Here is a 22,250-nt window from a genome sequence, read left to right as displayed (position 1 = left end):
ACAGGAGGGATTTACTTATGGCAAAAAACAGCGGATTTGTCGCTGAATTCAAACAGTTCATTGCCCGGGGCAACGTCCTGGACATGGCCGTCGGCGTTATCATCGGCGGCGCATTCGGCAAAATCTCCACATCGCTGGTGAATGACATCATCATGCCCGCCGTATCCATGCTCACCGGCGGAGTGGACTTCAGCCAGTGGAAGATCGTGCTGAAGCAGGCGGTGGTGGAAAACGGCGAGGAGATCGCCGCCGCGGTCTCCATCAACTACGGCTCGTTCCTCTCCACCATCCTGGACTTTTTGATCATCGCCTTTGCCGTGTTTTGCCTGATCCGGGCCATCAACAAGTTCCACCGGAAAAAGGAAGAGGCCGCCCCTCCCGCTCCGCCGGAGCCCTCCGCTGAGGAGAAGCTGCTGACGGAAATCCGGGACCTGCTGAAAGCATCCAGATGAGGGAACCACTGCTGCAGGGCCTCCGGACGCTGGGCCTTTCCGAAGACTGCGTTCCCCAGCTGGAGCGCTATGGGGAACTGCTGCTGAAGAAGAACGAGGTGATGAACCTCACCGCCATCACTGCCCCTGATGATGTGGCCCGGCTCCACTTTTTGGACAGCCTGGCCCTTTTGAACCTGACGGATTTTTGCGGCAAGTCCCTGGTGGACGTGGGGACCGGCGCCGGATTCCCCGGCCTTCCCCTGCGGATTTGCCGGCCGGACATCCGCTTGACGCTGCTGGACTCCCTGGGCAAGCGGGTCACCTTTTTGCAGGAGGTCTGCGACGCCCTGGGCCTGGAGGATGTGGCCTGCGTCCACGGCCGGGCCGAGGAGTTTGCCGCCGGCCATCGGGAATCCTTTGACCTGGCCGCCTCCCGGGCTGTGGCGTCATTGCCCATGCTCTGTGAGCTGTGCCTGCCGTTGGTGCGCCCGGGCGGCGCCTTTTTGGCCATGAAATCCGTGGACTGCGGCCAGGAGCTCTCCGCCGCTGCCAAAGCCATTGAGGTCCTGGGGGGCGAGGTGGAGGAGGTCCGGGACTATGAGGTGCCCGGCGCCGCTGTCACCCACCGGCTGATCTCCATCCGGAAGGTCCGCCCCACTCCGGCCAAATACCCCAGGGCCTTCGCCAAGATCAAAAAAGCCCCTCTATGACCGCCTCTTGACGGCTTCACTCCCTCCGGCAGGGACATAAATAAGAAAAATTTTCATTCGCAATCGATTTCCTGTTGCAAAGAAGGGAGTTTTCGCATAAAATGGGAGAAAGTATTGTTGTGGTGTCCGGCAAGGGCGGCACCGGGAAAACCTCATTTACCGCCAGCGTGGGCTCCGCGCTGTCTTTGCTGGGAAAGCGGGTATTGTGCCTGGACTGCGACATCGGGCTGCGGAACCTGGACCTGGCGCTGGGCCTCACCGACCGGGCGCTGATGGACTTTACCGACGTGGCCCTGGGCCGCTGCACCCTGGAGGAAGCGGTGGTCCAGCATCCCCGGATGCCGAACCTCTACCTGCTGACCGCGCCCATGGGGATGGGGCGGCAGGCGCTGACCGGCGCGGACATGTACCGCCTGATCTCCAGGATCAACAAAACCTTTGACTACTGCCTCATCGACGCCCCCGCCGGGCTGGGGTCCGGATTCCGCCTGGCCTCCTGCGCCGCGGACCGGGCCGTGGTGGTCACCACCACCGACGCCACCAGCCTCCGGGACGCCCAGCACACGGTCATGCTGCTGGACGGGCAGTTTCCCCAGAACCGTCTGCACCTGGTGGTAAACCGGGTGCGGAAAAAGCTGCTCAAGGGGCTTCATGCCACCATTGACGACGCCATCGACACCGCAGGCCTTCCCCTTCTTGGCGTGGTGCCGGAGGACGACGCCCTGCCCATCTGCCTGGGCCGGGGCATCCCCCTGATGCTCTCCGACTCCTCTTTGGCGGCAGTGGCCTATCGAAACATTGCAAAACGCATCACCGGAGCGCGGGTGCCGCTGATGCGGATCAAATAGAAAGGAGCGTACCATCCTATGAATATCGCCATCATGTCCCATGACAACAAAAAAGAGCTCATGGTTCAATTCTGCACCGCCTACGCCGGAATCCTGTCCCAGCACAGCCTGTACGCCACCAGCACCACAGGCAACATGGTCTCCGAATCCACAGGGTTGAATATCCATTGTTTCCTCTCCTACGCCCACGGCGGAAGCCAGCAGATCGGGGCCCGCATTGCCTACAACGAATTTGATATGGTGCTGTTTTTCAACGACCCCAACAGCGACGTCATGGCGGAGGATGTATCCTATATTTCCCGCCTGTGCGATCAGAACAACATCCCCTTTGCCAGCAACATCGCCACCGCGGAAATGCTGGTGCTGGGCCTGGCCCGGGGCGATCTGGACTGGCGCACCATCGTCAATCCCGTGACAAAGCCGCTGAACATCTGAGCCTTGACTTTTGGCGTCAAACTGCCTAAAATGAAAGAGTATACTGCGTGGAAGCCGCAGGAGTACAGTCCCACCGCCGCAGCCAGAGAGGGGCGCGCTTTGCTGGAAGCGCCCCGCGGCAGGAGATTGGAAAGACAGCGGCGGAGCAGGGGCGGAGACGCCCACGGCCCGCTCCCCGTACCAGGAGCCAAAAGGAAGCAGGGAAAGCCTGCTTCGAATTTGGGTGGCACCACGAAGCGACCGCTCGCTCTCGTCCCAAACTGCCGGGACGAGAGCGTTTTTTTATTGTTCCGCGCGCATTTGGGACAACCCTCCGCGCCGACAGACCGCCGGCCTCATTACAACTAAAGGAGCATCACTATGTCGAAACAGACACCACGAACCCTCTCCGGCTTTATGGAGCTGCTTCCCCCCGCCCAGCAGCAGATGGAGCGCATGATGGAGGTGCTGCGGCGCACCTATTCCCTATACGGCTTCACGCCCCTGGACACCCCTGTCATCGAATCCTCGGAGGTGCTGCTGGCCAAGGGCGGCGGCGAGACGGAGAAGCAGATCTACCGCTTCACCAAGGGCGACGCAGATCTGAGCCTGCGCTTTGACCTCACTGTCCCCCTGGCCAAGTACGTGGCGCTGCACTACAACGACCTGACCTTCCCCTTCCGCCGCTACCAGATCGGCAAGGTCTACCGGGGGGAGCGGGCCCAGCGGGGCCGGTTCCGGGAGTTCTATCAGGCAGACATCGACGTCATCGGCGACGGGCAGCTCTCCATCCTCAACGAGGCGGAGATTCCCGCCATCATCTATAAGACCTTCTCCACCCTGGGGCTCAGGCGCTTCCAGATCCGGGTCAACAACCGCAAGATCCTGAATGGGTTCTACGAGATGCAAGGCCTATCGGAGCGCTCCGGCGACATCATGCGCACGGTGGACAAGTTGGACAAAATCGGCGCGGACAAGGTGGGCGCCATCTTGGTGGACGACCTGGGCCTTTCCAGGGAGCAGTCCGACGAAATCCTGCGCTTCATCTCCATCAGCGGCAGCAACGACCAGGTGCTCTCCGCCCTCTCCGGCTATGCGGGCCGCAGCCCCCTCTTCGACGAGGGCCTCAGCGAGCTGAACTCCGTGTCCTCCTCCCTGACGGCCTTCGGCGTGCCGGCTGAGCACTTCGCCGTGGACCTCACCATTGCCCGGGGCCTGGACTACTACACGGGCACGGTCTACGAGACCACCCTTCTGGACCACCCGGAGATCGGCTCCGTCTGCTCCGGCGGCCGCTACGACAATTTAGCCGAGTTCTACACCGATAAAAAGCTGCCCGGCGTGGGCATCTCCATCGGCCTGACCCGTCTTTTTTACGTGCTGGGCGAGCAGAAGATGCTCAACCCGGACTTGCCCACCGCGCCTGCCGACGTGCTCATCCTGCCCATGACCGAGGACCTGTCGGCGGCCATCGCCCTGGCCACCTCCTTCCGGGAGGCGGGTATCCGCACTCAGCTCCACTGTGAGCAGAAAAAGTTCAAGCAGAAGATCAGCTACGCCGACAAGTTGGGCATCCCCTACGTCATCTTCTTAGGCGAGGATGAAATCGCAGGCGGCATCGTGGCCTGCAAGGACATGGCCACCGGGGAGCAGTCCAAGCTCTCCCCCGCCGACGCCATCACCCTCATCCGTGCCGGCCTGGCGGAAAAAAACAGCGGCGCGGTGATCTTAGGCTGAGCGCAGCATCGTCGCTGTACGCCGTGAATACGACAAGTTATATATTCTGCAAATTATACAATAAGGAGTGGTTTTCTGTGAAATTCACCCGGTTAGCCACCCTGTTCCTGGCCCTGCTCCTGGGGATCACGCCGGCTCTGGCCTATTCGCAGGATGCCCTGGTCCCCTATCAGGAACCCTATGGACAGGGCTTCCCCGACGTGAAGGGCGCCTGGTGCGAGACCTACGTCCAAACGGTCTACGAGTCCAGCCTCATGGAGGGCAAGACCAAGACCTCTTTCGATTCCCGGTCGCCTTTGACCAACGCCCAGATCATCACCATCGGTGCCCGGCTCTATGACCTGCTCACTGGCGGCGACGGGGAAATCCCCCTGATCGCCGACGCCAGCTGGTACCTGACCTACTACAACAACATGGCCCCCCTGCTGGGCTATGAGAGCGGCAGCCAGATGTTAGACATGGGCGTCTGGCCCCCAACGGAAGCCTGCTCCCGGATCAGCTTTGTCAACCTCCTGTCTGTCGTGCTGAAGGCCGCGGGGGTGGAGCTGCCCGTGGCCAATGAGGTGACGGCCATCCCGGACCTGAACCCCATAGAGGCCCTGGATGGGCATGCCAACACCCTGGCCTTTTACAACGCCGGCATCCTGAACGGCAGCGACGCCTACGGCACCTTCCGGCCCCTGAGCAGCCTGACCCGGGGTGAGGCCGCCGCCATGCTGGCCCGGCTCATCGACCCGGCCCAGCGCCTCCGCTTCTCCCCGGTGCCTTTCGACTTCTTAAAGGACCTGATGGGCGTGGAGCGTGAGACGGTGGTGTACTCGGTCAACGGCAGGGAGCTGACCATGGGGGAGTTTGCTCCCCTGCTGGCCCGGAACTTTTTCGTCGGCGCCCACCTGCAGGACATCACCTTTGCCGGGGCCGCGGTGCCCGACGCCGTCACCTACGCCCTGATGGACCTCCGAAGGGAGGCCGCCCTCTCGGCCCTGGCCGAGGCCCACGGCATCACCCTCTCCGCCGCGGCAAAGGCCACGGCCGAAGCCAATGCCAGGGCCAAAGCAGGCTTCGCGGGGCTGGACGAGGAGGCCTGGCTTTCCTGTGAGCTCCAGGATGCGCTTGACGACGCGGTGGAATCCTACTACGACCAAACCTATGGCTGCAACAGCCCCCTCCTCCACTCCGACGAGCCCGACGGCCGGAGCCGCCTCATGGAGGATCTGGAGGCGGTGGACGTCACCATCCAGTCCGCCGGTGTGATGGAGGGACTGGACTGGGCCGCCATCGGCCAAAGAGCCAAGACTACTCCCTATGTGGAGAACCTGTTCCAGCGCGGGATTTGATCCTTCCAAGGGTTGATTTTCCCAAAAACGATTGCGTATAGTAATATCAAATCAATATATTACGATTTGGAGAGTGACTGTATGAAAAAAGCACGTCTCGCCGCGCTGGTTTTGGCGCTGGCCCTGGCCATGAGCACGATCAGCACTTTTGCCTATCCCTCCAACGCGCTGCTGCCCAAGCAGCAGACCTATGACAAGCCCTTCGCCGATGTGAAGGGCACCTGGTGCGAGTCCTACGTCCAGACGGTCTACGAGGCCGGGCTGATGCAGGGCAAAACCGCCGCCGCCTTCGACTCCCGCAGCCAGCTGACCAACGGCCAGATCGTGGTCATCAGCGCCCGGCTCCACAAGCTGCTCACCGGCGGAGGCGACACCTGGGCCGCGGGGGAGAAGTGGTACTCCGCCTATTACGACTACTTTGCCAGCGTGTCTTTCGGCGGAGCCTTCACCGCCGCGGATCTGATGGTCGAACTCTATCCGCCGGAGGAGCCCTGCCCCCGGTACGCCTTTGTCTGGGCCCTGAGCGACGTGCTTTACAGCGCGGACGTGACGCTGCCCACGCTGAACCAGGTCGCGGTACTGCCCGACTCGACGGACCCGAGCATCCTGAACTTTTATGAAGCGGGAATCGTAAACGGCAAGGATAAGTACGGCACCTTTGACGAGTACGGCACCCTGACCCGGGGCGAGGCCGCCGCCATGCTTGCCCGGGTCATCGACCCGGCCCAGCGCCTCACCTTCACCGTGACGCCCTTCGACCTTTCCAGGGACGTGCTGGGCGTGAAGGGCGACACGGTGCTGGTCACGGTGAAGGACTTGCGCTACACCGCCGATCAGCTTGCCTACGGCGTTGTCAACAATCTGATTGCTGCAAAATTGAACGACGGCTTCCTCCCGTCCCTTTCTTCACTTGCCGAGGGATACGCCTGCTATGAGGCCTCCCTTGAGCTGCTGGCCCGGCAGAAATCCGTCTCCCTCAGCGCCGCGGAGTTGAACTCGGCCAAGGAAGACGGCCGGCTGATGGCCGGCTACATGGGCGTCAGCCAGGCCGGATGGACCCAGGAAAACCAGAATTACATGCTCCTGACCGCCCTGAGCGACTACTACTATGCCCACTACGCCTCCTCTGAGGATAAGAGCTCTTTTGACCGTTTGAACGACGACCTTTTCACCCTGGAGTCCTCCCTCACCGCCCAGTCCACCGACGCGCTGAAGGCCCTGGACGCGGAAACGGTCTATCAGCGGGCGGCCGATTCCCCCCTGCGCTACCTGTATAGTTATTTATTTGTGGATGAACAATAAGAAAGGAACTTTTGTTATGATGCAATCCAGAACCCATACCTGCGGCGAGCTGCGCCTTGGCGATGCGGGCAAGCAGGTGAAGATCGTCGGCTGGCTGGAAAACGTCCGTGAGGTGGGCGCGGAGCTGGCCTTTGCCGTGATCCGTGACTTCTACGGCACCACCCAGGTGGTGGCCCAGAGCGCCGAGATGGTCAAAGAGCTCCACGCCATCAACAAGGAATCCACCATCAGCGTGAAGGGCACGGTCCGGGAGCGCTCCAGCAAAAACCCAAAGCTGCCCACCGGTGAGATCGAGGTGGTGCCCGAGAAGATCGAAATCCTGGGCCGCTGCCGCTACAACGAGCTGCCCTTCCAGATCAACCACAGCCGCCAGGCCGACGAGGCGGTGCGCCTGAAATACCGCTATCTGGACCTGAGAAACCCGGAGGTGAAGAAGAACATCATCCTCCGCTGCCAGGTGGTGGCCGCGCTGCGCAAGGCCATGACCGACCACGGCTTTTTGGAGATCACCACCCCCATCCTGACCGCCTCCTCCCCGGAGGGCGCCCGGGACTACCTGGTGCCCGCCCGGAACCACCCCGGCAAGTTCTACGCCCTGCCCCAGGCGCCCCAGCAGTTCAAGCAGCTGCTGATGACCTCCGGCTTTGACCGCTACTTCCAGATCGCCCCCTGCTTCCGGGACGAGGACGCCCGGGCGGACCGCTCCCCGGGCGAGTTCTACCAGTTGGACATGGAGATGGCCTTCGCCACCCAGGACGACGTGTTCGCCGTACTGGAGGACGTGCTGCCCCCCATCTTTGCCGAGTACGGGCTTTACAACCGGGCCTCCTCCGCGCCCTTTGTCCGCATCCCCTACACCGAGGCCATGGAGAAATACGGCTCCGACAAGCCGGACCTGCGCATTGACCTCCAGGTGCAGGACGTGACCGCCGTCTTGGGCGGCTGCGGCTTCGAGCCGTTCGCCGACGGCCTTGTGAAAGCAGTGGTGGTCAGCGGCTTCCAGGAGACCCGCAAGTTCATCGACAAGACCCTTGCCGCCGTGGAGACCCAGTCCGGCAACAAGGCCTACTGGTTCCGCCTGGATGAAAGCGGCGAGTTGGTGGGCGGCATCTCCAAGTTCGTCGCCCCCATCCGCGAGCAGGTGGTGTCCGCCCTGGGGCTGAAGGCCGGGGATTTCGTGGCCCTCTCCGCCGGCAAGCGGGACGCGGCCCTGAAGACCGCCGGCGTGCTGGTCAAGACCCTTGGCGCCGCCGTGCCCGGCCACATGGACAAGGAGCAGTACGCCTTCTGCTGGATTGTGGACTTCCCCATGTACGAGATCGGCGACGAATCCGGCGAGCTGGAGTTCTGCCACAACCCGTTCTCCATGCCCTCCGGCGGCCTGGATGTGCTCTTAAAGGCAGAGGCGGGCGAGATCGACCCCCTCGCCATCACCGCCGACCAGTACGACCTGGTGTGCAACGGCGTGGAGCTCTCCTCCGGCGCGGTGCGCAACCACGACCCGGAGATCATGATTAAAGCCTTTGAGCTGGTGCGCCTGGGTGAGGACGACGTGAAGGCCAAGTTCCCCGCCATGTATAACGCCTTCTGCTACGGCGCGCCGCCCCACGCGGGCATCGCCCCCGGCGTGGACCGCATGGTCATGCTGCTGGCGGGCGAGGACTCCATCCGGGAGATCATCCCCTTCCCCATGAACAAGAACGCCCAGGACGTGATGATGGGCGCGCCCTCCGAGGTCAGCGAAAAGCAGCTCCAAGAACTGCACATTGCGCTGGTGAAGGCGGAAGAATAAAACGGTTCCCCCGGCTGTACCTTGCAGCCGGGGGACTTTTATGATCGGTCTATTTTCCAAAGAACCTCGCGCAGCACCCGATTCATATAGCTTGAAAGCTGCCGGTCATCCTCGTCCGCCAGCTTTCGCAGCCGCTCTACTACGTCTTCATCCAGCGTAACACTGAGTTTCACCTTCAGCGGCTTCCTCGGATACATCTCAATCCTTCACTCCTATTTAACAAAGACTTTGATTAAAGAATCACAGCAATAATATACTACTGTTTTTTGAATATTCTGTAATTTACGCAAATTATGCGTATAACAAGAGATTTCCGCGAGGTTCTCTCGGGGAATGCGCCCCACATTCATCCCCATGATGGTTCCCTTTTTCCCTCCGTTGTGGTAGACTACCCTCAGAACCATCCGGTACGTCCGGAGCAAGGAGGCCCCATGAAGCGTCTTTTCTGCGCCGCGCTGTCGGCACTGTTACTGATCACCTGCGCCGGCTGTGGGGGAAGCGTCTCCTCCGCGCCGCCCCAGTCCTCCGCCTCCCATTCAGAGGAGCCGCCCCCTCCCCCGCCGCCCACGGCGGAGGAATTGGAGGCGCAGCAGCTGGAGGAGCTGCTCTCCTCCATGACTTTGGAGGAGCAGGTGGGCCAGCTCTTTTTCGTCCGCTGCCCGGCGGAGGACGCCGTGGCGGACGTGTCCGCCTACCACCTGGGCGGCTACCTTCTCTTTGGCCGGGATTTCCAGGACAAGACCGCAAACGACGTAATCCAGGCCATCGCCGCCTATCAGGACGCGGCCGCGATCCCCCTGCTCATCGGTGTGGATGAGGAGGGCGGCACCGTGGTGCGCGTCAGCTCCAACCCCCACCTGCGGCCCTCCAAATTCCCCTCCCCCCAGAAGCTCTACGCTTCCGGCGGCATGGAGGCCGTGACGGCCGGCACCCGCGAAAAGGATTTGCTCCTTTCCGCCCTTGGGATCAACGTGAACTTCTCCCCGGTGGCCGACGTGTCCTTAACCCCCGGCGACTTCATCCATGACCGCTCCTTCGGACAGGACGCTTCGGCCACGGCGGACTATGTGGCCGCGGTGGTCTCCCAGATGCGGTCCGACGGCATGGGCTGCGTCTTAAAACACTTCCCCGGCTACGGGAACAACGCCGACACCCACACCGGCATCGCCGTGGACCAGCGGCCCCTGGAGGCCTTCCGGAGCGCCGACTTTTTGCCCTTCTCCTCCGGCTTTGACGCCGGGGCGGGGGCCGTTCTGGTGTGCCACAACATCGTCACCTGCCTGGACGATACCCTGCCCGCCTCCCTCTCCCCCGCCGCGCACCAGGCCCTGCGGGACTTGGGCTTCACAGGCGTGGCCATGACCGACGATTTGGCCATGGATGCGGTGGCCGCCTACTCCCCCGGCGGCGCCGTGGCGGTGATGGCCCTTCAGGCGGGCAACGACATGGTGGTGACCACCGACTACCGCACCCAGATCCCCAAGGTCATCGAGGCGGTGGAGCAGGGCGAACTGGGCCGCTCGGCGGTGGAGGACGCCTGCCGCCGGGTGCTGCGTTGGAAATGCTCCCTTGGGCTTTTGAACTTTACCTGAGGCAAATCCGTCTAACTGGTATGGCCGCGCTTTTTGGAAGAGGCGCGGCGACAGGAACAAGGAGGTTTTGTATGAAAGAGAAGTTTCTTCGCACCTGTCTTTTGCTGATGGCCGCACTGGCCCTGCTCACCACCACCGCCCTTGCGGACATGGGGCCCAAGCCCGAACTGCGCGTCCGCGTGGAAAACGCCCCGGAGGAGCCCTACTACCTGGACCTGGTTGCCGAGGGCGACTTTGAGGAGGGCCGCTCCAACCTTACCGATGAGGACCGGGCGGAGCTGGACGAGGGGCTCCTTCAGTCCCTTTTGGACGCGGTGCCCGAGGGGTATCACGCCTGCCTGGCCCAGGGCACCGGGGCGCCCATGTGGGGAAAGCTCTCCGGCCAGGACGGCCTCCACGTCTTCCGCTATGTGGGCGTGCCCGACACTTACCGCATCCTGATCGTCACCAAGGGCGGCGAGAGCTGGCTCTCCGACCCCATGACCCGGCCGGTCCTCCAGTCCTCCGTCTCCGTGGACTGGGCGGACAAGACCGTCTCCACGCCGCCGGTGTGGCTGGCCTACGCGCTCCAGTTCCTTGCCACCTTCCTCCCCACGCTGGTCATTGAAGGCGCGGTGCTGCTCCTCTTCGGCCTCTCCTCCAAGAAGAACTGGAGGGTCTTTCTGCTGGTCAACCTGGTGACCCAGGTCGGCGTGTTCTGCTCCCTGGGGCTCACCGCGCTGCGGGAGGGCGTGGGCCTTGGCTACTATCTGCTGTTTCTCCTGGTGGAGGTGGTGGTGGTCGCGGTGGAGACGCTTCTCTACCGCCGCCTTCTCACCGGGGCCTCCCGGGGGCGGGCTACCGCCTACGGCTTCACGGCCAACCTCTGCTCCGCCGCCGCGACCTGGCTTCTGGCCTATCCGGTCTGGAACGCCCTCTCCGCGCTGTGCTGAGCGGTAACAATTCTGCTGCTGAAAGGATCATTCGCCATGGAAACCGAAAAGCTGTATTACTCCGACCCCTTCCTCTGCCGCTTCACCGCCTCCGTCCTCTCCTGTGAGGAGGTAAAGGGCGGCTTTGCGGTCACGCTGGACCGCACCGCCTTCTACCCCGAGGGAGGCGGCCAGCCGGCGGATCACGGCACCCTGGGCACAGCCTCCGTCACCGACGTCCACGAAAAGGACGGCGTGATCGTCCACACCTGCTCAAGCCCCCTGAAGGCGGGCGGCAGCGTGGAGGGCACGGTGGACTGGGAGCGCCGCTTTGACCACATGCAGCAGCACTCTGGCGAGCACATCATCAGCGGCCTTCTGTGCAGCCTCTACCACTGCGACAACGTGGGCTTCCACTTGGGCGCCGACACGGTCACCATCGACTACAACACAGAGCTGACCTGGGAGCAGGTGGTGGAGGCGGAGCGCAGGGCCAATGAGGTGATCTGGGCCGACGCCGCGGTGGAGGTCGCCTACCCCTCCCCCAAGGAGCTTGCCTCCATCGACTACCGCTCCAAAAAGGAGCTGACGGGCCAGGTGCGGATCGTCTCCTTCCCGGAGGCGGACTGCTGCGCCTGCTGCGGCACCCATGTGCTCCGCGCCGGGCAGGTGGGCCTCATCAAGGTCCTTTCCTGTCAGAAGTTCCGCCAGGGCGTCCGGCTGGAGATTCTCTGCGGCCGCCGGGCCCTGCATCACCTGAGCGCGGTTTTTGAGCAGAACCGGGCGGTGGCCCAGGCCACCTCCGCCAAGCCCACGGAGACCGCCGCCGCGGTGGAGCGCCTCTTAGGTGAGCTCTCTTCCGCCAAGGCCCGGACGGCCCATCTGGAGGAGAGCGTGTTCGCCTCCCTGGCCGAGCAGTACCGGGGAGCGGGCGACGTGGTGCTCTGGGAGGAGCCCATGCGGCCCGATGCGGTGCGCTGCCTCTGTGATGCCGTGGCCCAGGCCTGCGGCGGCCGCTGCATGGTCTTCTCCGGCGGGGACGGGCACTATGCCTATGCCATCCTCTCCCCGGGCAAAGACATCCGGGAGTTTGTCAAGGCCCTCAACAGCGCCCTTCAGGGCCGGGGCGGCGGACGGGACGGCTTCGCCCAGGGCAGCGTTGCCGCCGACCGGGCGGCGATCGAAGAGTTCCTGGCCCAGGATGCGCAGCCCTTGCCCTGATCCTGAGCAAAAAGGCGCCGGCAAGCTCTATGCCGGCGCCTTTCTTTCTTCTAATTTCTCATGGTGCCTCGTAGACCAGCAGTTCCTCTACCGTGCATCCCATGACATAACAGATTCTGGCCAGGATATCCAGGTCGATTTTGGATACATCGCCCCGGTACCACTTGTCCACCACTTCAAAGCGTGTGTGGATTGATTTGGCCAGCTCATTTCTGGTCATTCCCCGCTGGTCCATCAACTGGCTCAGCCGCAGGGAGACCTTTCCGTACTCACGGACGGATAAAATCGTTTGATTTGTTATCACTTTATCACCTCAAGTTTACCCTATCTGTTAAGTAACTGATTGACAATTCCTGTTTACATCGTTACTATAGATATAGTATATGGAGGTGACTTACATGGATTCCTATCGTGAGCAATATTACCATCTCCTGCACTGTATGGCCAAGGCCACAAGCGCGATGGACAAAGGTGACCTGATCCAAGCCAAAGAACTGCTGATTCAGGCGCAGCAGGAGGCGGAAACCCAGGTTCTGAAAGAACTACCGGAAGAGGGCTGAGCTCTTCCGGTAGTTCTTTTATGCGCCGCCATAGGCAAAGTGGCTGGCCCAGTAATACTCCAGGCCGCGGAAGGTGGACAGCGCCTCCTCTTCCTCAGGGGACAGGCCGCCGCGCACTGTGCCATCGGCATCTATATACTTTTCCACAGAGGTGATGACCGGCAGCACCCGGCGCACCTGCTCCGTGGCCTGGAGATAGGCGCTGCCCAGGTAGCCGCACTGGTGAAAGACCTCGTTCATCAAAAAGCAGGAGGAGAGCTCCGGCCCCCGGCCCTCAAACGGCCGGTGCAGCAGCTCTTTGGCCGCGCCGTTGGCCCAGATCAGGTAACTGGTGCCGTAGTAATTCCGAAACCCCTCGTCAGTGGCCACATCCAGATTGACGCCCAACTCGCTGTAGGCGGAGTTCCCGTCGCCCAGCCAGGGCTTATGGTCGCCATAGATCACCAGCACCACCGGCCGCTCCTCCCGGCGGAGCTGATCCACAAAGCCCGTCAGCTGATGGATGGTGTCCTCCACAGAGCCCAGGTAGTTGTCCAGGATGTTGGCGGTTTCCTCAGAATACCGGCCGTCGGTGTAGTGGTTTCCCCGCCAGACGCTCTGGGTGTCGTAGGGCCCGTGGCCCTGATAGGTGACATTGAAGGAGAAGTAGGGGCTGTCGGTCCGGTTTTCCCGGTAGAGCGACAAAATCTCCGGCAGCAGCAGCTGATCCGCCGCAATGGCCTCGGAGAGCTGGCTGAAGTGGTTTTCATAAAAGTAGTAGGTGGGGATGCCCAGGTACCGGTTCACATTCTGGCGGTTGTAAAACCACTCAAAGCTGGAGTGGCTGCCCTCCGCCGTGTAGCCCTGTTCCCTCAGGTACCAGGCGTAGGAGTTGGTGTTGGCACGGAAGTTGGGCAGCGTGCACAGCCCCGTGAGGAAACACCGCTCCGTGTCCACCGTACCGCCGGCAAAGATGTTGGTGATCAGGGGCCCTGCCACACCTTCCTGCTCCAGGGCATGGTAGTCGTCATAAAGGGAGAAATCCACACCCTCGATGCCCAATGTGGAAAAGTCGGCAAAGGCCTCTAACTGGATGGTGATAAGGTCCACCGCCTCCTTGATGGGCTGGTCCTCATACTGAGCCAGCAGCGCGGCCGCGGCGGCCTCGTCATAGCCCTCCGGCGGCTTGATCCGGCCGGTGGTCATGCTGTGGAGGAAGGGGTAGAGAAACCCCTTGGAGAGATAGACCTGGGTGGAGCTCCACTGGTTGATGTGCTCCGTATTGGCGGTGCGGACCTTATAGGTCACGCTGTCGCCGTAGACCCCCTTCAGGGAGATGCAGGCAAGGGCGGCCGCAAGGGCCAGGGGCAGACGCACCTTTGCCGGGGGGCGGCCCCGGGCAATGAAAAAGAGGACCGCCGTCCCTGCCAGGGCGCAGGCGATGCCAAACCAGATCCGGCCGTCCGGAGAGAGGTCGTAGCCCGCGGTCTTTGTAATGCCCGCCGCCTCCCGGATGTAGCGCAGGTCGTCAAACATCAGCGGGTCGTCCCGGAACAGGAGCAAAAAATAGTTGGCAAAGGAGGCGCCTAAGGTCAAAAAGGCCGAGAGCAGAAAGGACAGCCATGCCCGCCCGATCAGAAGATAGAGGATCAGGGCCAATGCCGCCGCCGGAACGATGTTCAGCGCGGCGATCCGCCAATTGGCAAAATAGCTGAAAAACAGGAGGTCCGTATACTTTCCATAGGCGAACAGCAGGGACAGCGCCCCCAGGCAAATCCCGGACAGCAGCACCCACAGCGCATTCCACACCCAGAACCCAACCCGCTTTCCCGCAGTGAGGCCAGCGCCGCTTTTTTGAAATAACCAGAATGTTTTCACTTAGGAAACCCTCTTTTTTAAACTCCATGCGGTAAACCGCGTCCAAAAATCCTATTGTGACATCATACCCGTTTTCCCGGGGAAAAACAAGGGGATGCTGTATTTTTCCGCCGCAGGCACTTTTCTATCCCACGTTCCCCGCAACAACGGTCAACGTACATCATCAAAAAGGCCGCCCCAAAAGGGGCGGCCTTTTTAATGGTTCAGCCTCAATAGGTCAGCTTCTCGTCCAGATAGGCCTTCAGCTTGTCGATGGGCAGACGCACCTGCTCCATGGTGTCCCGGTCCCGGACGGTGACGCAGTGGTCGGCGGGAGTCTTCTCGTCGCCCACGGTCTGGAAGTCCACGGTGATGCAATAGGGGGTGCCGATCTCGTCCTCCCTGCGGTAGCGCTTGCCGATGGAGCCGGTATCGTCGTAGTCCACCATATAGTACTTGCTCAGCTCGCGCTGAATCTCCTGGGCCTTTTCGCCAAGCTTCTTGGAAAGCGGCAGAACCGCCGCCTTGAAGGGGGCCAGGGCCGGATGGAAATGCATCACAACGCGGCTGTCGTTCTTCTCCGGGTCCACGACCTCCTCGTCGTATGCCTCCACCAAAAAGGCAAGGGTCATGCGGTCCGCGCCCAGGGAGGGCTCGATGACATAGGGGATATAGCGCTCATTCTTCTCCTGGTCAAAATAGGTCAGGTCCTGGCCGGAGTGCTCCTGATGCTGCTTGAGGTCATAGTTGGTCCGGTCCGCCACGCCCCAGAGCTCGCCCCAACCGAAGGGGAACTTATACTCAAAGTCGGTGGTGGCCTTGGAGTAAAAGCTCAGCTCCTCCTTCTCATGGTCACGCAGGCGCAGGTTCTCCTCCCGGACGCCCAGGTCCTTCAACCACTGGTGGCAGTAGCTGCGCCAATAGGAGAACCACTCCAGGTCCGTGTCCGGCTTGCAGAAGAACTCCAGCTCCATCTGCTCAAACTCCCGGATGCGGAAGATGAAGTTGCCCGGGGTGATCTCGTTGCGGAAGCTCTTTCCGATCTGGCACACGCCGAAGGGCAGCTTGCGGCGGGTGGTGCGGGCGATGGCGGGAAAGTTGACAAAAATGCCCTGGGCGGTCTCAGGCCGCAGGTACACCTCGTTGGCCGTGTCCTCGGTGACGCCCTGATGGGTCTTGAACATCAGGTTGAACTTGCGGATATCGGTGAAGTCGGACTTGCCGCAGCCGGGGCAGGGGATCTGCTTTTCCCGGATATAGGATACCAGCGCCTCGCCGTCCATGGCCTCCACGTTCACGTCGTCAATGCCCTGCTCCGCGTTGTAGGCCTCCACCAACTTGTCGGCCCGGTGGCGCATCTTGCAGGCCTTGCAGTCGATGAGGGGGTCGTTGAAGGTGGCCACATGGCCGGAGGCCACCCACACCTCGGGATTCATCAAAATGGCGGAGTCCAGCCCCACGTTGTAGGGGTTCTCCTGGACGAACTTCTTCCACCAGGCCCGCTTCACGTTGTTCTTCAGCTCCACGCCCAAAGGGCCGTAGTCCCAGCTGTTGGCAAGGCCGCCGTAAATCTCGCTGCCGGGGAAAACAAAGCCCCGGCTTTTGCACAGCGCCACGATCTTCTCCATAGTTTTGCTGTCGTTGTTCATGTTCTTCTCTCCTTTTCATCCCTTGTTGTGATTCCCATTCGCCGTCCGGTTCATTCCCGCAAAAGAAAACGCCCTGAGCCGAAATCGGCTCAGGGCGAACTGTATGCAGTCCGTGGTTCCACCTGAATTTACGTTTGCACGTACACTTAAGCCCGGTAACGGCGGGGACCGGCAGCGCCTGCTTTCCGCTTCAGCGCCGCAGCTCCGGGACGCCTTCTCCCTCTCCCGGCAAGGGCTCGCACCGGCCGCCCTCTCTCTGAACCCAGGGAATCAGGGATACTCCTTCCCTTCATCGCAGTCTGATATTGGGTGTACTGTACCACGTTTTTCCACATCTGTCAAGGAAAAGAGAAGAGCACCATTTCCCCATTTTGCGCGCGGTGCGTTTATTTCACTTTTCATTGAACCCCAGTCGCCCATATGATAAAATGAAGATAACAATAGGAACAGCGGGATCATTTATAAATTGGGGTGGATAGGGATGCATCTTCATCTCACAAGGAAACAAAAACCGCTTTTACTCATCCTGAGCCTCTTTGCTCTATATACATGTCTGTCTGCCCTGCTCGGCTTCCCATTGGGCTTTGGCAAACTGATGGCCCGTGGGATATCAAAGGAGTATTGCAGCATCGTCTACCCACAAGCTGCGCTCGGAAAGACTGTATTCAATCCCGTCAGCAGCTCCTATGAAACCGTGGTTTATTTGGGAGAGGAGCGGTTCTATATCCGCACCAACCCCAATCAAGATACGGTCGGCAACCCGTACCGGGAAAAATTGCTTTTGCAGGAAACCGGAGTATCAGAGGTGGTCTCCAAACTGTTTCGCACCTATGTTCAAGGACGGTACTATCGATTTCTCTCCTGTGCCGTCTATTGGAACTATCACGACCCAATGACCCCGATCACCAGTCTGCGATTTGATTATGGGGACTTTGAAAGCCCTTCTCTTCCCAGTGAGGCGAAAATAAAAGAACTCCTTTCCCCCATAGCGCTTGACTGCATCACGCAGATAGAGCCGCTGCTCCCCTTGGATCATGTTGATCTCCTATACTACCACCCTGATTTTGACCCGGACGAAACCGGTATGACGTGGAGGATTATGGAAATCCCCTTGGAGCGTGACACACCGCGGACGAAAGCGCTTTTGGATGCGGCAGAACTTACATTGACATAATTTGCTTCTTTCCCTCGCAGCCTCCAATTTTCAGGGACAGCCTCATTGCTGAGACTGTCCCTGCTGTTTTGAGGAAGCCAGTGAAAGAGAACGGCCGCCAAGGCTCGGATTATCCTGCACTCACCTCTGCCCGGGCAGGGCGGACGGCCCAGCCCTCCGGGCTCTGCACCGTCATCACCGCAAGGGTACCGTCTTCCATCTGGGCAAACCAGATGGCGCCCCCGGCGGCGCCCACCATCCCGTCGGCGGCAAAGAGGTCCGAGCGGTTTTCATCGTACTGGTTTTCATGGATGGCTTGCAGCAGCGGCTCCGTCACAATGCTGTCGTAGGCATCCAAAAAATCCGCCGCCGTCTCCACCGTCACGGTTCCGTCCGCCGTCGTCACCTCCGCGGGCCAGTGGATTTTTTCCGCCGCGTCCCGTCTGCGGCCGTCCTCCAACGCCTGGACAAACTCCCTGTAAAACGCCTGGGCCGCCTGCTCCTCTATGCCGGTCTGGGCGTAGAGGACATCCTCCCCATCGCGCTTCTCCTCTTCCGCCGGAAGGGTTGCCAGCCGGGCCAGCTCCGCCCTGTCCAGGTTCAGGAGGGTGTAATCGATCCCGTCTGCCAGCTCTTCCACCTCTTCGTTGGTCAATCTGTCGCTGCTGCCGGCAAGGACGTTGAGGGTGACAAAGCTCTCCTTCAGTTCCGCCAGGACCAGCGCCTTGCCCGGCCCCAGCCCCAGCCGCACCTCCTGCCCGCAGGAGGTGGTATAACCCCACTCCCGGTAGGATGACACATTCCCCACGGCCAGCATCACGTCGGTGAAGCTCCCCTTGACGCAGCGCATGAACTGATAGTCCAAGATGCCGTACCCGTCTATATCCGCCTCCCCGTCGTAGTGGAGGGTGCCGTCCTCATAGAGATAGGCGCTGAAGGGCGTGTGGGTCGGTGCAAGGAATGCCCCGCCCGCCCGGGAGAAGAGGTCCTCCCGGCTCAGCACATCCTGTATGGCGGTATGCAGGGCAAGGCCGTAGCGCTCCGTGATCTCGTCCAGCTTGTCCGCCATCTCCCGGTTGTAGGCCTGATAAAAGTTGTAGCGCTCCTCCAGGCCCGTGGGGCTGTTGCCGATCTCCTTCAAAATGGAGCCGTCCGGGTCGTAGCCCTCTAAAAAGATCTGCCACTCCGCCGTGGCCCGGCTCTCCGGTGTGTCCGCATAGCCGGAGAGCGTAATGCTGTCCATCTGAACCCCCTGCAGGCCGCCCTCACCGTCCGGCATCTGCACGGTGGCCTTTTCCGGCATCAGCCACTGCCGCAGGCCGAAAAAGTCCGTTGCCACGGCCGTACATGTCAGCGCCGCCAAGAGGCAGAGCACCGCGGCCGTTAAGGCCACATGCCTTCTGCGCCGTTTTTGCCGTCTCATTTCCATAACCTCCCATCGAATGTCTGCGGAAGCGTGTACCTGGGAAAAAGTTTCCCGATATAAATCTTTGAGTTCCATGTTACACCTCCGTCAGCTGCTGCTTCAAAAGCTTCCTTGCCCGGGAAAGCCGGGTGGTCACGGAGGTCACGCTCACGTGGAGCAGCTCCGCGATCTCCTGCACGGAAAATCCCTCATAGTAAAAGAGGTCCAGCACGGTCCGGTATTTCTCCGGAAGCGCCATCACCGACTGGTAGAGAGACTCCTGCTCCGGCGTTTCAAAGGCAGGCGGCAAAGCGTCCAGGGACACCCTGCGCCTGCGCCAGGGGCTGCGCAGCATGTCCCTGCACAGATTGATCGTCACCCGGATCAGCCAGCGGCGCAGATGCTCCGGCCCCTCAAAGGGCTTTTTCTCCCCATAGAGCCGCAGGAAGACCTCCTGCACCGCGTCGTCCGCGTCGTGCGGGTTGCCGCACTGATGGAGCGCAATCCGAAACACCATGTCCCGGTGGAGCTCCACTGCGTCAAGAAAGCTATTTTGTTCCATCGCGTTTCACCTGCCGGCGCCGGAGCAAGCGGCGCCGGTTTCCTTACTTCCGGTTTCCTTACTTTGAATGCATTCACCCATAAAACGATCCATGGAGGCGATTTGTCACAGCGTGCAGAAAAAAACCGTCCGGCTGAAGCCAGACGGTTTTTCCTCACTGTTTGTTTCTGTCGTAGGCCACGATGACCCGGCGGTTGGGCTCGGTGCCGGTGGAGTAAGTGGTGATGTTGGGCGTTTCCTGGAGAGCGGTGTGGATCACATGGCGCTCATAGGCGTTCATAGGCTCCAACGTCACGTTGCGGCGGTACTTGGTCACCTTCCCCGCCACCTTGACGGCCAGGCGCTGGAGGCTCTGCTCCCGCTTCTTACGGTAATTCTCCGCGTCCAGGTGAATCCGCACCCGGCTGCCGGAACCCCGGTTGACGGCGTAATTGGTGAGCTGCTGGATGGCATCCAATGTTTCTCCCCGGCGCCCGATCAGCGCGCCCAATTTGTCGCCCTCCAAAAAGACCTTGTAGCGGCCCTTCTCCGGCTGGTAGACCTTCACCTCGGCGGGGCTCTCCATCTGCTCCAGGAGGCCGTTCAAAAAGGCCTTGATCTGCTGGGCCTTTTCATCGTCGCAGGGCTCCCCCAACTCTTCGCTTTCCACTTGGAACTGCTCCGTCTTTGGGGCAATCGGCGCAGCCTTTTCCACCGCCGGCTTTTCCACCGCCTTCGGCACACTCTTGGGGACGGGAGTAACTTTTGGCGCTGCTTTTACCGGAGTCTCCTTCACCGGCTCGGCCTTCAGTTCCTCTTTCCAATCACTCTGTTCCGGTCCCTCATAGCTGACGCGGACCTTGGCCGCCACCGCGCCGATCCCTAAGAAGCCGGGCTTGGAGCGCTCTAAGATTTCCACAGATACATCATCGCGGTCAAGCTTGAGCTGGGCCAGCGCCTTGGCAATGGCCTCGTCCTCATTCTTGCCGGTTACTTCAATATAACTCATGGCAGTTGCTCCTTAGTCTTTATAATGATCCTCGCTGAAGGTGCGGCCCCGGGCATAGGGACGGTCGCCCACGCGGCCGTTCTCGTTGGTCCTGGGTTTTTCCTTGGACTTCTTTTCCAGCTTCTCCGCCCGCTTTGCGGCAATCTTCTTTTTCGCCTGGTTGGAGGCGTTGATCTCCCGCTGGAGCTGGGCCTGCCTCTTGGCCTCCTCCTGATGCTGGCGGCGTACTTCCGCCCGCTGGGCTTCCCTGACCGCTTCTTCTTCCTCTAACTTCTGGTTGTAGAACCTGCTGAGGAAGTACTCCTGCACAATGGAGAACAGGCTCTGGGCGATCCAGTACACGCCCAGGGCGGCCGGCATAATGAAGCCGATGTATACGCTCATCAAGGGCATCATCCAAGTCATCATCTTGGTGGAGCGGGCGGCGGCGGGGTCTGCCGCGGGCTGGGAAGACATGGTGATCCGGCTCTGCAGGAAGCTCAGCGCGCCGGAGAGGATGGGGATCAGCATCAGGCCGATCAGCCCCCAGCTGATGCCGTTGGAGAAGTCTCCCATGTGCTGGCCGGGGGTGGCGCTCATATCCAGCCCCAGGAAGTTGTAGTCCATATAGATCCAGCTGGTGTGCTGGGAGAGGAAATTGGCAATGGGTGCCTTGTCGGCGTTGGAGCCGATGACCTTTACGATCTCGATCTGCTCATAGGCTACGCTGCTGGTCAGCTGCAGCCCTGCCGCGGAGATGGCTTCCTTGGCAGCGGTGAGCATGCCGCTGCCGGCGGCCAGGCCGCCCAGGTTCATGAAGTGGGTAATGGGGCTGCGGATGATGGAGTACAGGGCGATCAGGATGGGCAGGGGCAAAAAGCTCCAGAGGCAGCCGCCCATGGGGCTGACACCCTCCTCGGCATAGAGCTTCTGCACTTCCTCGGCATACTTCTGCTGATTGTTCTTATACCGGGTCTGCAGGTCCTTCAGCTTGCCGCTCATCCGGGACATGCGCATCATTCCCTTTTTGGACTTCATCTGGAAGGGCAGCATCACCAGCTTGATCACCAGGGTAAACAGGATCAGCGACACGCCGTAAGAGCCCGTCACATTGTAAAACAGGCGCAGCAGCGCGGCGAATGGGATACAAATATAGTATCCAAGCGTTGCAAACATGTGGTTTCCTCCGATTTTTGTTCAAAAAATGGGGTTCGCTACGGGACAGGGTCATACCCGCCCTTGTGGAAGGGGTTGCAGCGCAGAACGCGGCGGAACGCAAGATAGGAGCCTTTGAGCGCGCCGTATTTTTCAATGGCCTCCAGGGCGTACTGGGAGCAGGTGGGGATATAGCGGCAGCGCGGCGGGAAAGCCGGCGAGATCTCCCTGCGGTAAAATCGCACCAGCGCAATAAGCAGCCGCTTCATCCCTCTTCCTTCCACACGCCAAGCTTATCCATGCATTGGCGCAGCTGGGCGCACACCTGGTGCCAGGGCGCGCTGAGCAGCCGCCCCCGGGCCACCATCACAAAGTCGCAGCCCGGCCGGATGTGGGCAGAGTGCAGGCGATAGGCCTCCCGCAGGCGGCGCCGGGCACGGTTTCGCACCACGGCCTTTCCAAGCTTGGTGGATACAGTGATGCCGATGCGGTTGTGGTCCAGGCGATTGTTCCGGCAGTAGACCACCACGCAGGGACTCACCGCCGACTTTGCCTTGCGGTACATCCTCTGGAACTCATAGTTTTTTTTCAGCGTGACGGCTTTTTTCATGCGTCCTCCTCATCCGGTCAGGCCTGGACAACCAGGCATACAGCTTTTTAGGGAC

Annotated in this window: 23 protein-coding genes and 1 other annotated feature; of the genes, 13 read left to right on the top strand and 10 right to left on the bottom strand. The window is 61.0% G+C overall.

Annotation, left to right across the window (positions count from 1 at the left end; translation table 11 throughout):
• Nucleotides 1-17 precede the first annotated feature (17 nt).
• The 8 genes from mscL to aspS all read left to right on the top strand — a co-directional run bounded on the left by mscL (nucleotide 18) and on the right by aspS (nucleotide 8,574).
• Nucleotides 18-452: a large-conductance mechanosensitive channel protein MscL gene (gene mscL, locus H8790_RS12280; protein WP_187332800.1), complete on the top strand. Its 435-nt coding sequence runs from the start codon at nucleotides 18-20 to the stop codon at nucleotides 450-452.
• On the top strand, nucleotides 449-1,144 hold the full coding sequence (gene rsmG, locus H8790_RS12275) for a 16S rRNA (guanine(527)-N(7))-methyltransferase RsmG (RefSeq protein WP_187332799.1): 696 nt from the start codon (nucleotides 449-451) through the stop codon (nucleotides 1,142-1,144). Before mscL ends, rsmG begins: the two co-directional genes overlap by 4 nt.
• Nucleotides 1,145-1,245: 101 nt before the next feature.
• Nucleotides 1,246-1,992, top strand: a complete 747-nt coding sequence (gene minD, locus H8790_RS12270; protein ID WP_187332798.1) for a septum site-determining protein MinD — start codon at nucleotides 1,246-1,248, stop codon at nucleotides 1,990-1,992.
• Between the two features lie 18 nt (nucleotides 1,993-2,010).
• On the top strand, nucleotides 2,011-2,427 hold the full coding sequence (locus H8790_RS12265) for a methylglyoxal synthase (protein WP_187332797.1): 417 nt from the start codon (nucleotides 2,011-2,013) through the stop codon (nucleotides 2,425-2,427).
• 360 nt (nucleotides 2,428-2,787) lie between these two features.
• A complete protein-coding gene (gene hisS, locus H8790_RS12260; protein WP_187332796.1) occupies nucleotides 2,788-4,143 on the top strand; it encodes a histidine--tRNA ligase in 1,356 nt (451 codons plus the stop codon).
• Between the two features lie 77 nt (nucleotides 4,144-4,220).
• Entirely contained in the window at nucleotides 4,221-5,480 is a 1,260-nt protein-coding gene (locus H8790_RS12255; protein WP_187332795.1) for an S-layer homology domain-containing protein, read from the top strand.
• Nucleotides 5,481-5,561: 81 nt separating this feature from the next.
• Nucleotides 5,562-6,782, top strand: coding sequence for an S-layer homology domain-containing protein (locus tag H8790_RS12250; RefSeq protein ID WP_187332794.1), 1,221 nt, complete (start codon nucleotides 5,562-5,564; stop codon nucleotides 6,780-6,782).
• A gap of 16 nt (nucleotides 6,783-6,798) precedes the next feature.
• Nucleotides 6,799-8,574 carry an aspartate--tRNA ligase gene (gene aspS, locus H8790_RS12245; RefSeq protein ID WP_187332793.1) on the top strand — a complete coding sequence of 592 codons (1,776 nt, stop codon included), beginning with the start codon at nucleotides 6,799-6,801 and terminating at the stop codon, nucleotides 8,572-8,574.
• 38 nt (nucleotides 8,575-8,612) lie between these two features.
• On the opposite strand, the gene H8790_RS12240 is transcribed toward aspS, so the two are convergent.
• Nucleotides 8,613-8,747 (bottom strand): toxin-antitoxin system protein, encoded by a 135-nt coding sequence (locus H8790_RS12240; RefSeq protein WP_243208507.1) that lies wholly within the window; start codon nucleotides 8,745-8,747, stop codon nucleotides 8,613-8,615.
• A gap of 258 nt (nucleotides 8,748-9,005) precedes the next feature.
• On the opposite strand from H8790_RS12240, the gene H8790_RS12235 reads away from it, so the two are divergent.
• The 3 genes from H8790_RS12235 (at nucleotide 9,006) to H8790_RS12225 (ending at nucleotide 12,298) form a co-directional block, all read left to right on the top strand.
• The gene (locus H8790_RS12235; RefSeq protein ID WP_187332791.1) at nucleotides 9,006-10,166 is read left to right on the top strand and encodes a glycoside hydrolase family 3 N-terminal domain-containing protein; all 1,161 of its coding nucleotides are present in this window, start codon (nucleotides 9,006-9,008) and stop codon (nucleotides 10,164-10,166) included.
• A gap of 71 nt (nucleotides 10,167-10,237) precedes the next feature.
• On the top strand, nucleotides 10,238-11,098 hold the full coding sequence (locus tag H8790_RS12230) for a hypothetical protein (RefSeq protein WP_187332790.1): 861 nt from the start codon (nucleotides 10,238-10,240) through the stop codon (nucleotides 11,096-11,098).
• A gap of 36 nt (nucleotides 11,099-11,134) precedes the next feature.
• On the top strand, nucleotides 11,135-12,298 hold the full coding sequence (locus tag H8790_RS12225) for an alanyl-tRNA editing protein (protein WP_187332789.1): 1,164 nt from the start codon (nucleotides 11,135-11,137) through the stop codon (nucleotides 12,296-12,298).
• A gap of 58 nt (nucleotides 12,299-12,356) precedes the next feature.
• Here H8790_RS12225 and H8790_RS12220 read toward each other — a convergent pair whose 3' ends face one another.
• Nucleotides 12,357-12,602, bottom strand: coding sequence for a helix-turn-helix domain-containing protein (locus H8790_RS12220; protein WP_243208506.1), 246 nt, complete (start codon nucleotides 12,600-12,602; stop codon nucleotides 12,357-12,359).
• A 94-nt stretch (nucleotides 12,603-12,696) separates the two neighbouring features.
• On the opposite strand from H8790_RS12220, the gene H8790_RS12215 reads away from it, so the two are divergent.
• Entirely contained in the window at nucleotides 12,697-12,858 is a 162-nt protein-coding gene (locus tag H8790_RS12215) for a hypothetical protein (protein WP_187332788.1), read from the top strand.
• A gap of 18 nt (nucleotides 12,859-12,876) precedes the next feature.
• Here H8790_RS12215 and H8790_RS12210 read toward each other — a convergent pair whose 3' ends face one another.
• Both H8790_RS12210 and H8790_RS12205 read right to left on the bottom strand, forming a co-directional pair.
• Nucleotides 12,877-14,715 carry an LTA synthase family protein gene (locus H8790_RS12210; RefSeq protein WP_187332787.1) on the bottom strand — a complete coding sequence of 613 codons (1,839 nt, stop codon included), beginning with the start codon at nucleotides 14,713-14,715 and terminating at the stop codon, nucleotides 12,877-12,879.
• 209 nt (nucleotides 14,716-14,924) lie between these two features.
• The gene (locus H8790_RS12205) at nucleotides 14,925-16,343 is read right to left on the bottom strand and encodes a glycine--tRNA ligase (protein WP_187332786.1); all 1,419 of its coding nucleotides are present in this window, start codon (nucleotides 16,341-16,343) and stop codon (nucleotides 14,925-14,927) included.
• An 87-nt stretch (nucleotides 16,344-16,430) separates the two neighbouring features.
• Nucleotides 16,431-16,645, bottom strand: a binding site (T-box leader).
• Nucleotides 16,646-16,824: 179 nt separating this feature from the next.
• On the opposite strand from H8790_RS12205, the gene H8790_RS12200 reads away from it, so the two are divergent.
• Nucleotides 16,825-17,517: a hypothetical protein gene (locus H8790_RS12200; RefSeq protein ID WP_187332785.1), complete on the top strand. Its 693-nt coding sequence runs from the start codon at nucleotides 16,825-16,827 to the stop codon at nucleotides 17,515-17,517.
• Between the two features lie 109 nt (nucleotides 17,518-17,626).
• On the opposite strand, the gene H8790_RS12195 is transcribed toward H8790_RS12200, so the two are convergent.
• The 6 genes from H8790_RS12195 to rnpA all read right to left on the bottom strand — a co-directional run bounded on the left by H8790_RS12195 (nucleotide 17,627) and on the right by rnpA (nucleotide 22,195).
• Nucleotides 17,627-18,919, bottom strand: coding sequence for a hypothetical protein (locus tag H8790_RS12195; protein WP_187332784.1), 1,293 nt, complete (start codon nucleotides 18,917-18,919; stop codon nucleotides 17,627-17,629).
• Between the two features lie 79 nt (nucleotides 18,920-18,998).
• A complete protein-coding gene (locus H8790_RS12190; protein WP_187332783.1) occupies nucleotides 18,999-19,463 on the bottom strand; it encodes an RNA polymerase sigma factor in 465 nt (154 codons plus the stop codon).
• Nucleotides 19,464-19,617: 154 nt separating this feature from the next.
• The gene (gene jag / locus H8790_RS12185; RefSeq protein ID WP_187332782.1) at nucleotides 19,618-20,451 is read right to left on the bottom strand and encodes an RNA-binding cell elongation regulator Jag/EloR; all 834 of its coding nucleotides are present in this window, start codon (nucleotides 20,449-20,451) and stop codon (nucleotides 19,618-19,620) included.
• A 12-nt stretch (nucleotides 20,452-20,463) separates the two neighbouring features.
• A complete protein-coding gene (locus H8790_RS12180) occupies nucleotides 20,464-21,606 on the bottom strand; it encodes a YidC/Oxa1 family membrane protein insertase (RefSeq protein WP_187332781.1) in 1,143 nt (380 codons plus the stop codon).
• 38 nt (nucleotides 21,607-21,644) lie between these two features.
• Entirely contained in the window at nucleotides 21,645-21,854 is a 210-nt protein-coding gene (yidD, locus tag H8790_RS12175) for a membrane protein insertion efficiency factor YidD (protein WP_187332780.1), read from the bottom strand.
• Nucleotides 21,851-22,195 carry a ribonuclease P protein component gene (rnpA, locus tag H8790_RS12170; protein ID WP_187332779.1) on the bottom strand — a complete coding sequence of 115 codons (345 nt, stop codon included), beginning with the start codon at nucleotides 22,193-22,195 and terminating at the stop codon, nucleotides 21,851-21,853. The genes yidD and rnpA overlap by 4 nt, the downstream gene beginning before the upstream one ends.
• Nucleotides 22,196-22,250: the final 55 nt, after the last annotated feature.

Origin of the sequence: Oscillibacter hominis (genome assembly GCF_014334055.1) — a bacterium.
GTDB lineage: Bacteria > Bacillota > Clostridia > Oscillospirales > Oscillospiraceae > Oscillibacter > Oscillibacter hominis.
This window is presented reverse-complemented; position numbering and strand designations above follow the sequence as displayed.

Excerpts from the sequence above, each read along its gene's own strand:
- mscL (WP_187332800.1), top strand. The coding sequence starts at position 18 with ATGGCAAAAAACAGCGGATTTGTCGCTGAATTCAAACAGTTCATTGCC.
- rsmG (WP_187332799.1), top strand. The coding sequence starts at position 449 with ATGAGGGAACCACTGCTGCAGGGCCTCCGGACGCTGGGCCTTTCCGAA.
- minD (WP_187332798.1), top strand. The coding sequence starts at position 1,246 with ATGGGAGAAAGTATTGTTGTGGTGTCCGGCAAGGGCGGCACCGGGAAA.
- H8790_RS12265 (WP_187332797.1), top strand. The coding sequence starts at position 2,011 with ATGAATATCGCCATCATGTCCCATGACAACAAAAAAGAGCTCATGGTT.
- hisS (WP_187332796.1), top strand. The coding sequence starts at position 2,788 with ATGTCGAAACAGACACCACGAACCCTCTCCGGCTTTATGGAGCTGCTT.
- H8790_RS12250 (WP_187332794.1), top strand. The coding sequence starts at position 5,562 with ATGAAAAAAGCACGTCTCGCCGCGCTGGTTTTGGCGCTGGCCCTGGCC.
- aspS (WP_187332793.1), top strand. The coding sequence starts at position 6,799 with ATGATGCAATCCAGAACCCATACCTGCGGCGAGCTGCGCCTTGGCGAT.
- H8790_RS12235 (WP_187332791.1), top strand. The coding sequence starts at position 9,006 with ATGAAGCGTCTTTTCTGCGCCGCGCTGTCGGCACTGTTACTGATCACC.
- H8790_RS12230 (WP_187332790.1), top strand. The coding sequence starts at position 10,238 with ATGAAAGAGAAGTTTCTTCGCACCTGTCTTTTGCTGATGGCCGCACTG.
- H8790_RS12225 (WP_187332789.1), top strand. The coding sequence starts at position 11,135 with ATGGAAACCGAAAAGCTGTATTACTCCGACCCCTTCCTCTGCCGCTTC.
- H8790_RS12215 (WP_187332788.1), top strand. The coding sequence starts at position 12,697 with ATGGATTCCTATCGTGAGCAATATTACCATCTCCTGCACTGTATGGCC.
- H8790_RS12205 (WP_187332786.1), bottom strand. The coding sequence starts at position 16,343 with ATGAACAACGACAGCAAAACTATGGAGAAGATCGTGGCGCTGTGCAAA.
- H8790_RS12200 (WP_187332785.1), top strand. The coding sequence starts at position 16,825 with ATGCATCTTCATCTCACAAGGAAACAAAAACCGCTTTTACTCATCCTG.
- H8790_RS12195 (WP_187332784.1), bottom strand. The coding sequence starts at position 18,919 with ATGAGACGGCAAAAACGGCGCAGAAGGCATGTGGCCTTAACGGCCGCG.
- H8790_RS12190 (WP_187332783.1), bottom strand. The coding sequence starts at position 19,463 with ATGGAACAAAATAGCTTTCTTGACGCAGTGGAGCTCCACCGGGACATG.
- jag (WP_187332782.1), bottom strand. The coding sequence starts at position 20,451 with ATGAGTTATATTGAAGTAACCGGCAAGAATGAGGACGAGGCCATTGCC.
- H8790_RS12180 (WP_187332781.1), bottom strand. The coding sequence starts at position 21,606 with ATGTTTGCAACGCTTGGATACTATATTTGTATCCCATTCGCCGCGCTG.
- yidD (WP_187332780.1), bottom strand. The coding sequence starts at position 21,854 with ATGAAGCGGCTGCTTATTGCGCTGGTGCGATTTTACCGCAGGGAGATC.
- rnpA (WP_187332779.1), bottom strand. The coding sequence starts at position 22,195 with ATGAAAAAAGCCGTCACGCTGAAAAAAAACTATGAGTTCCAGAGGATG.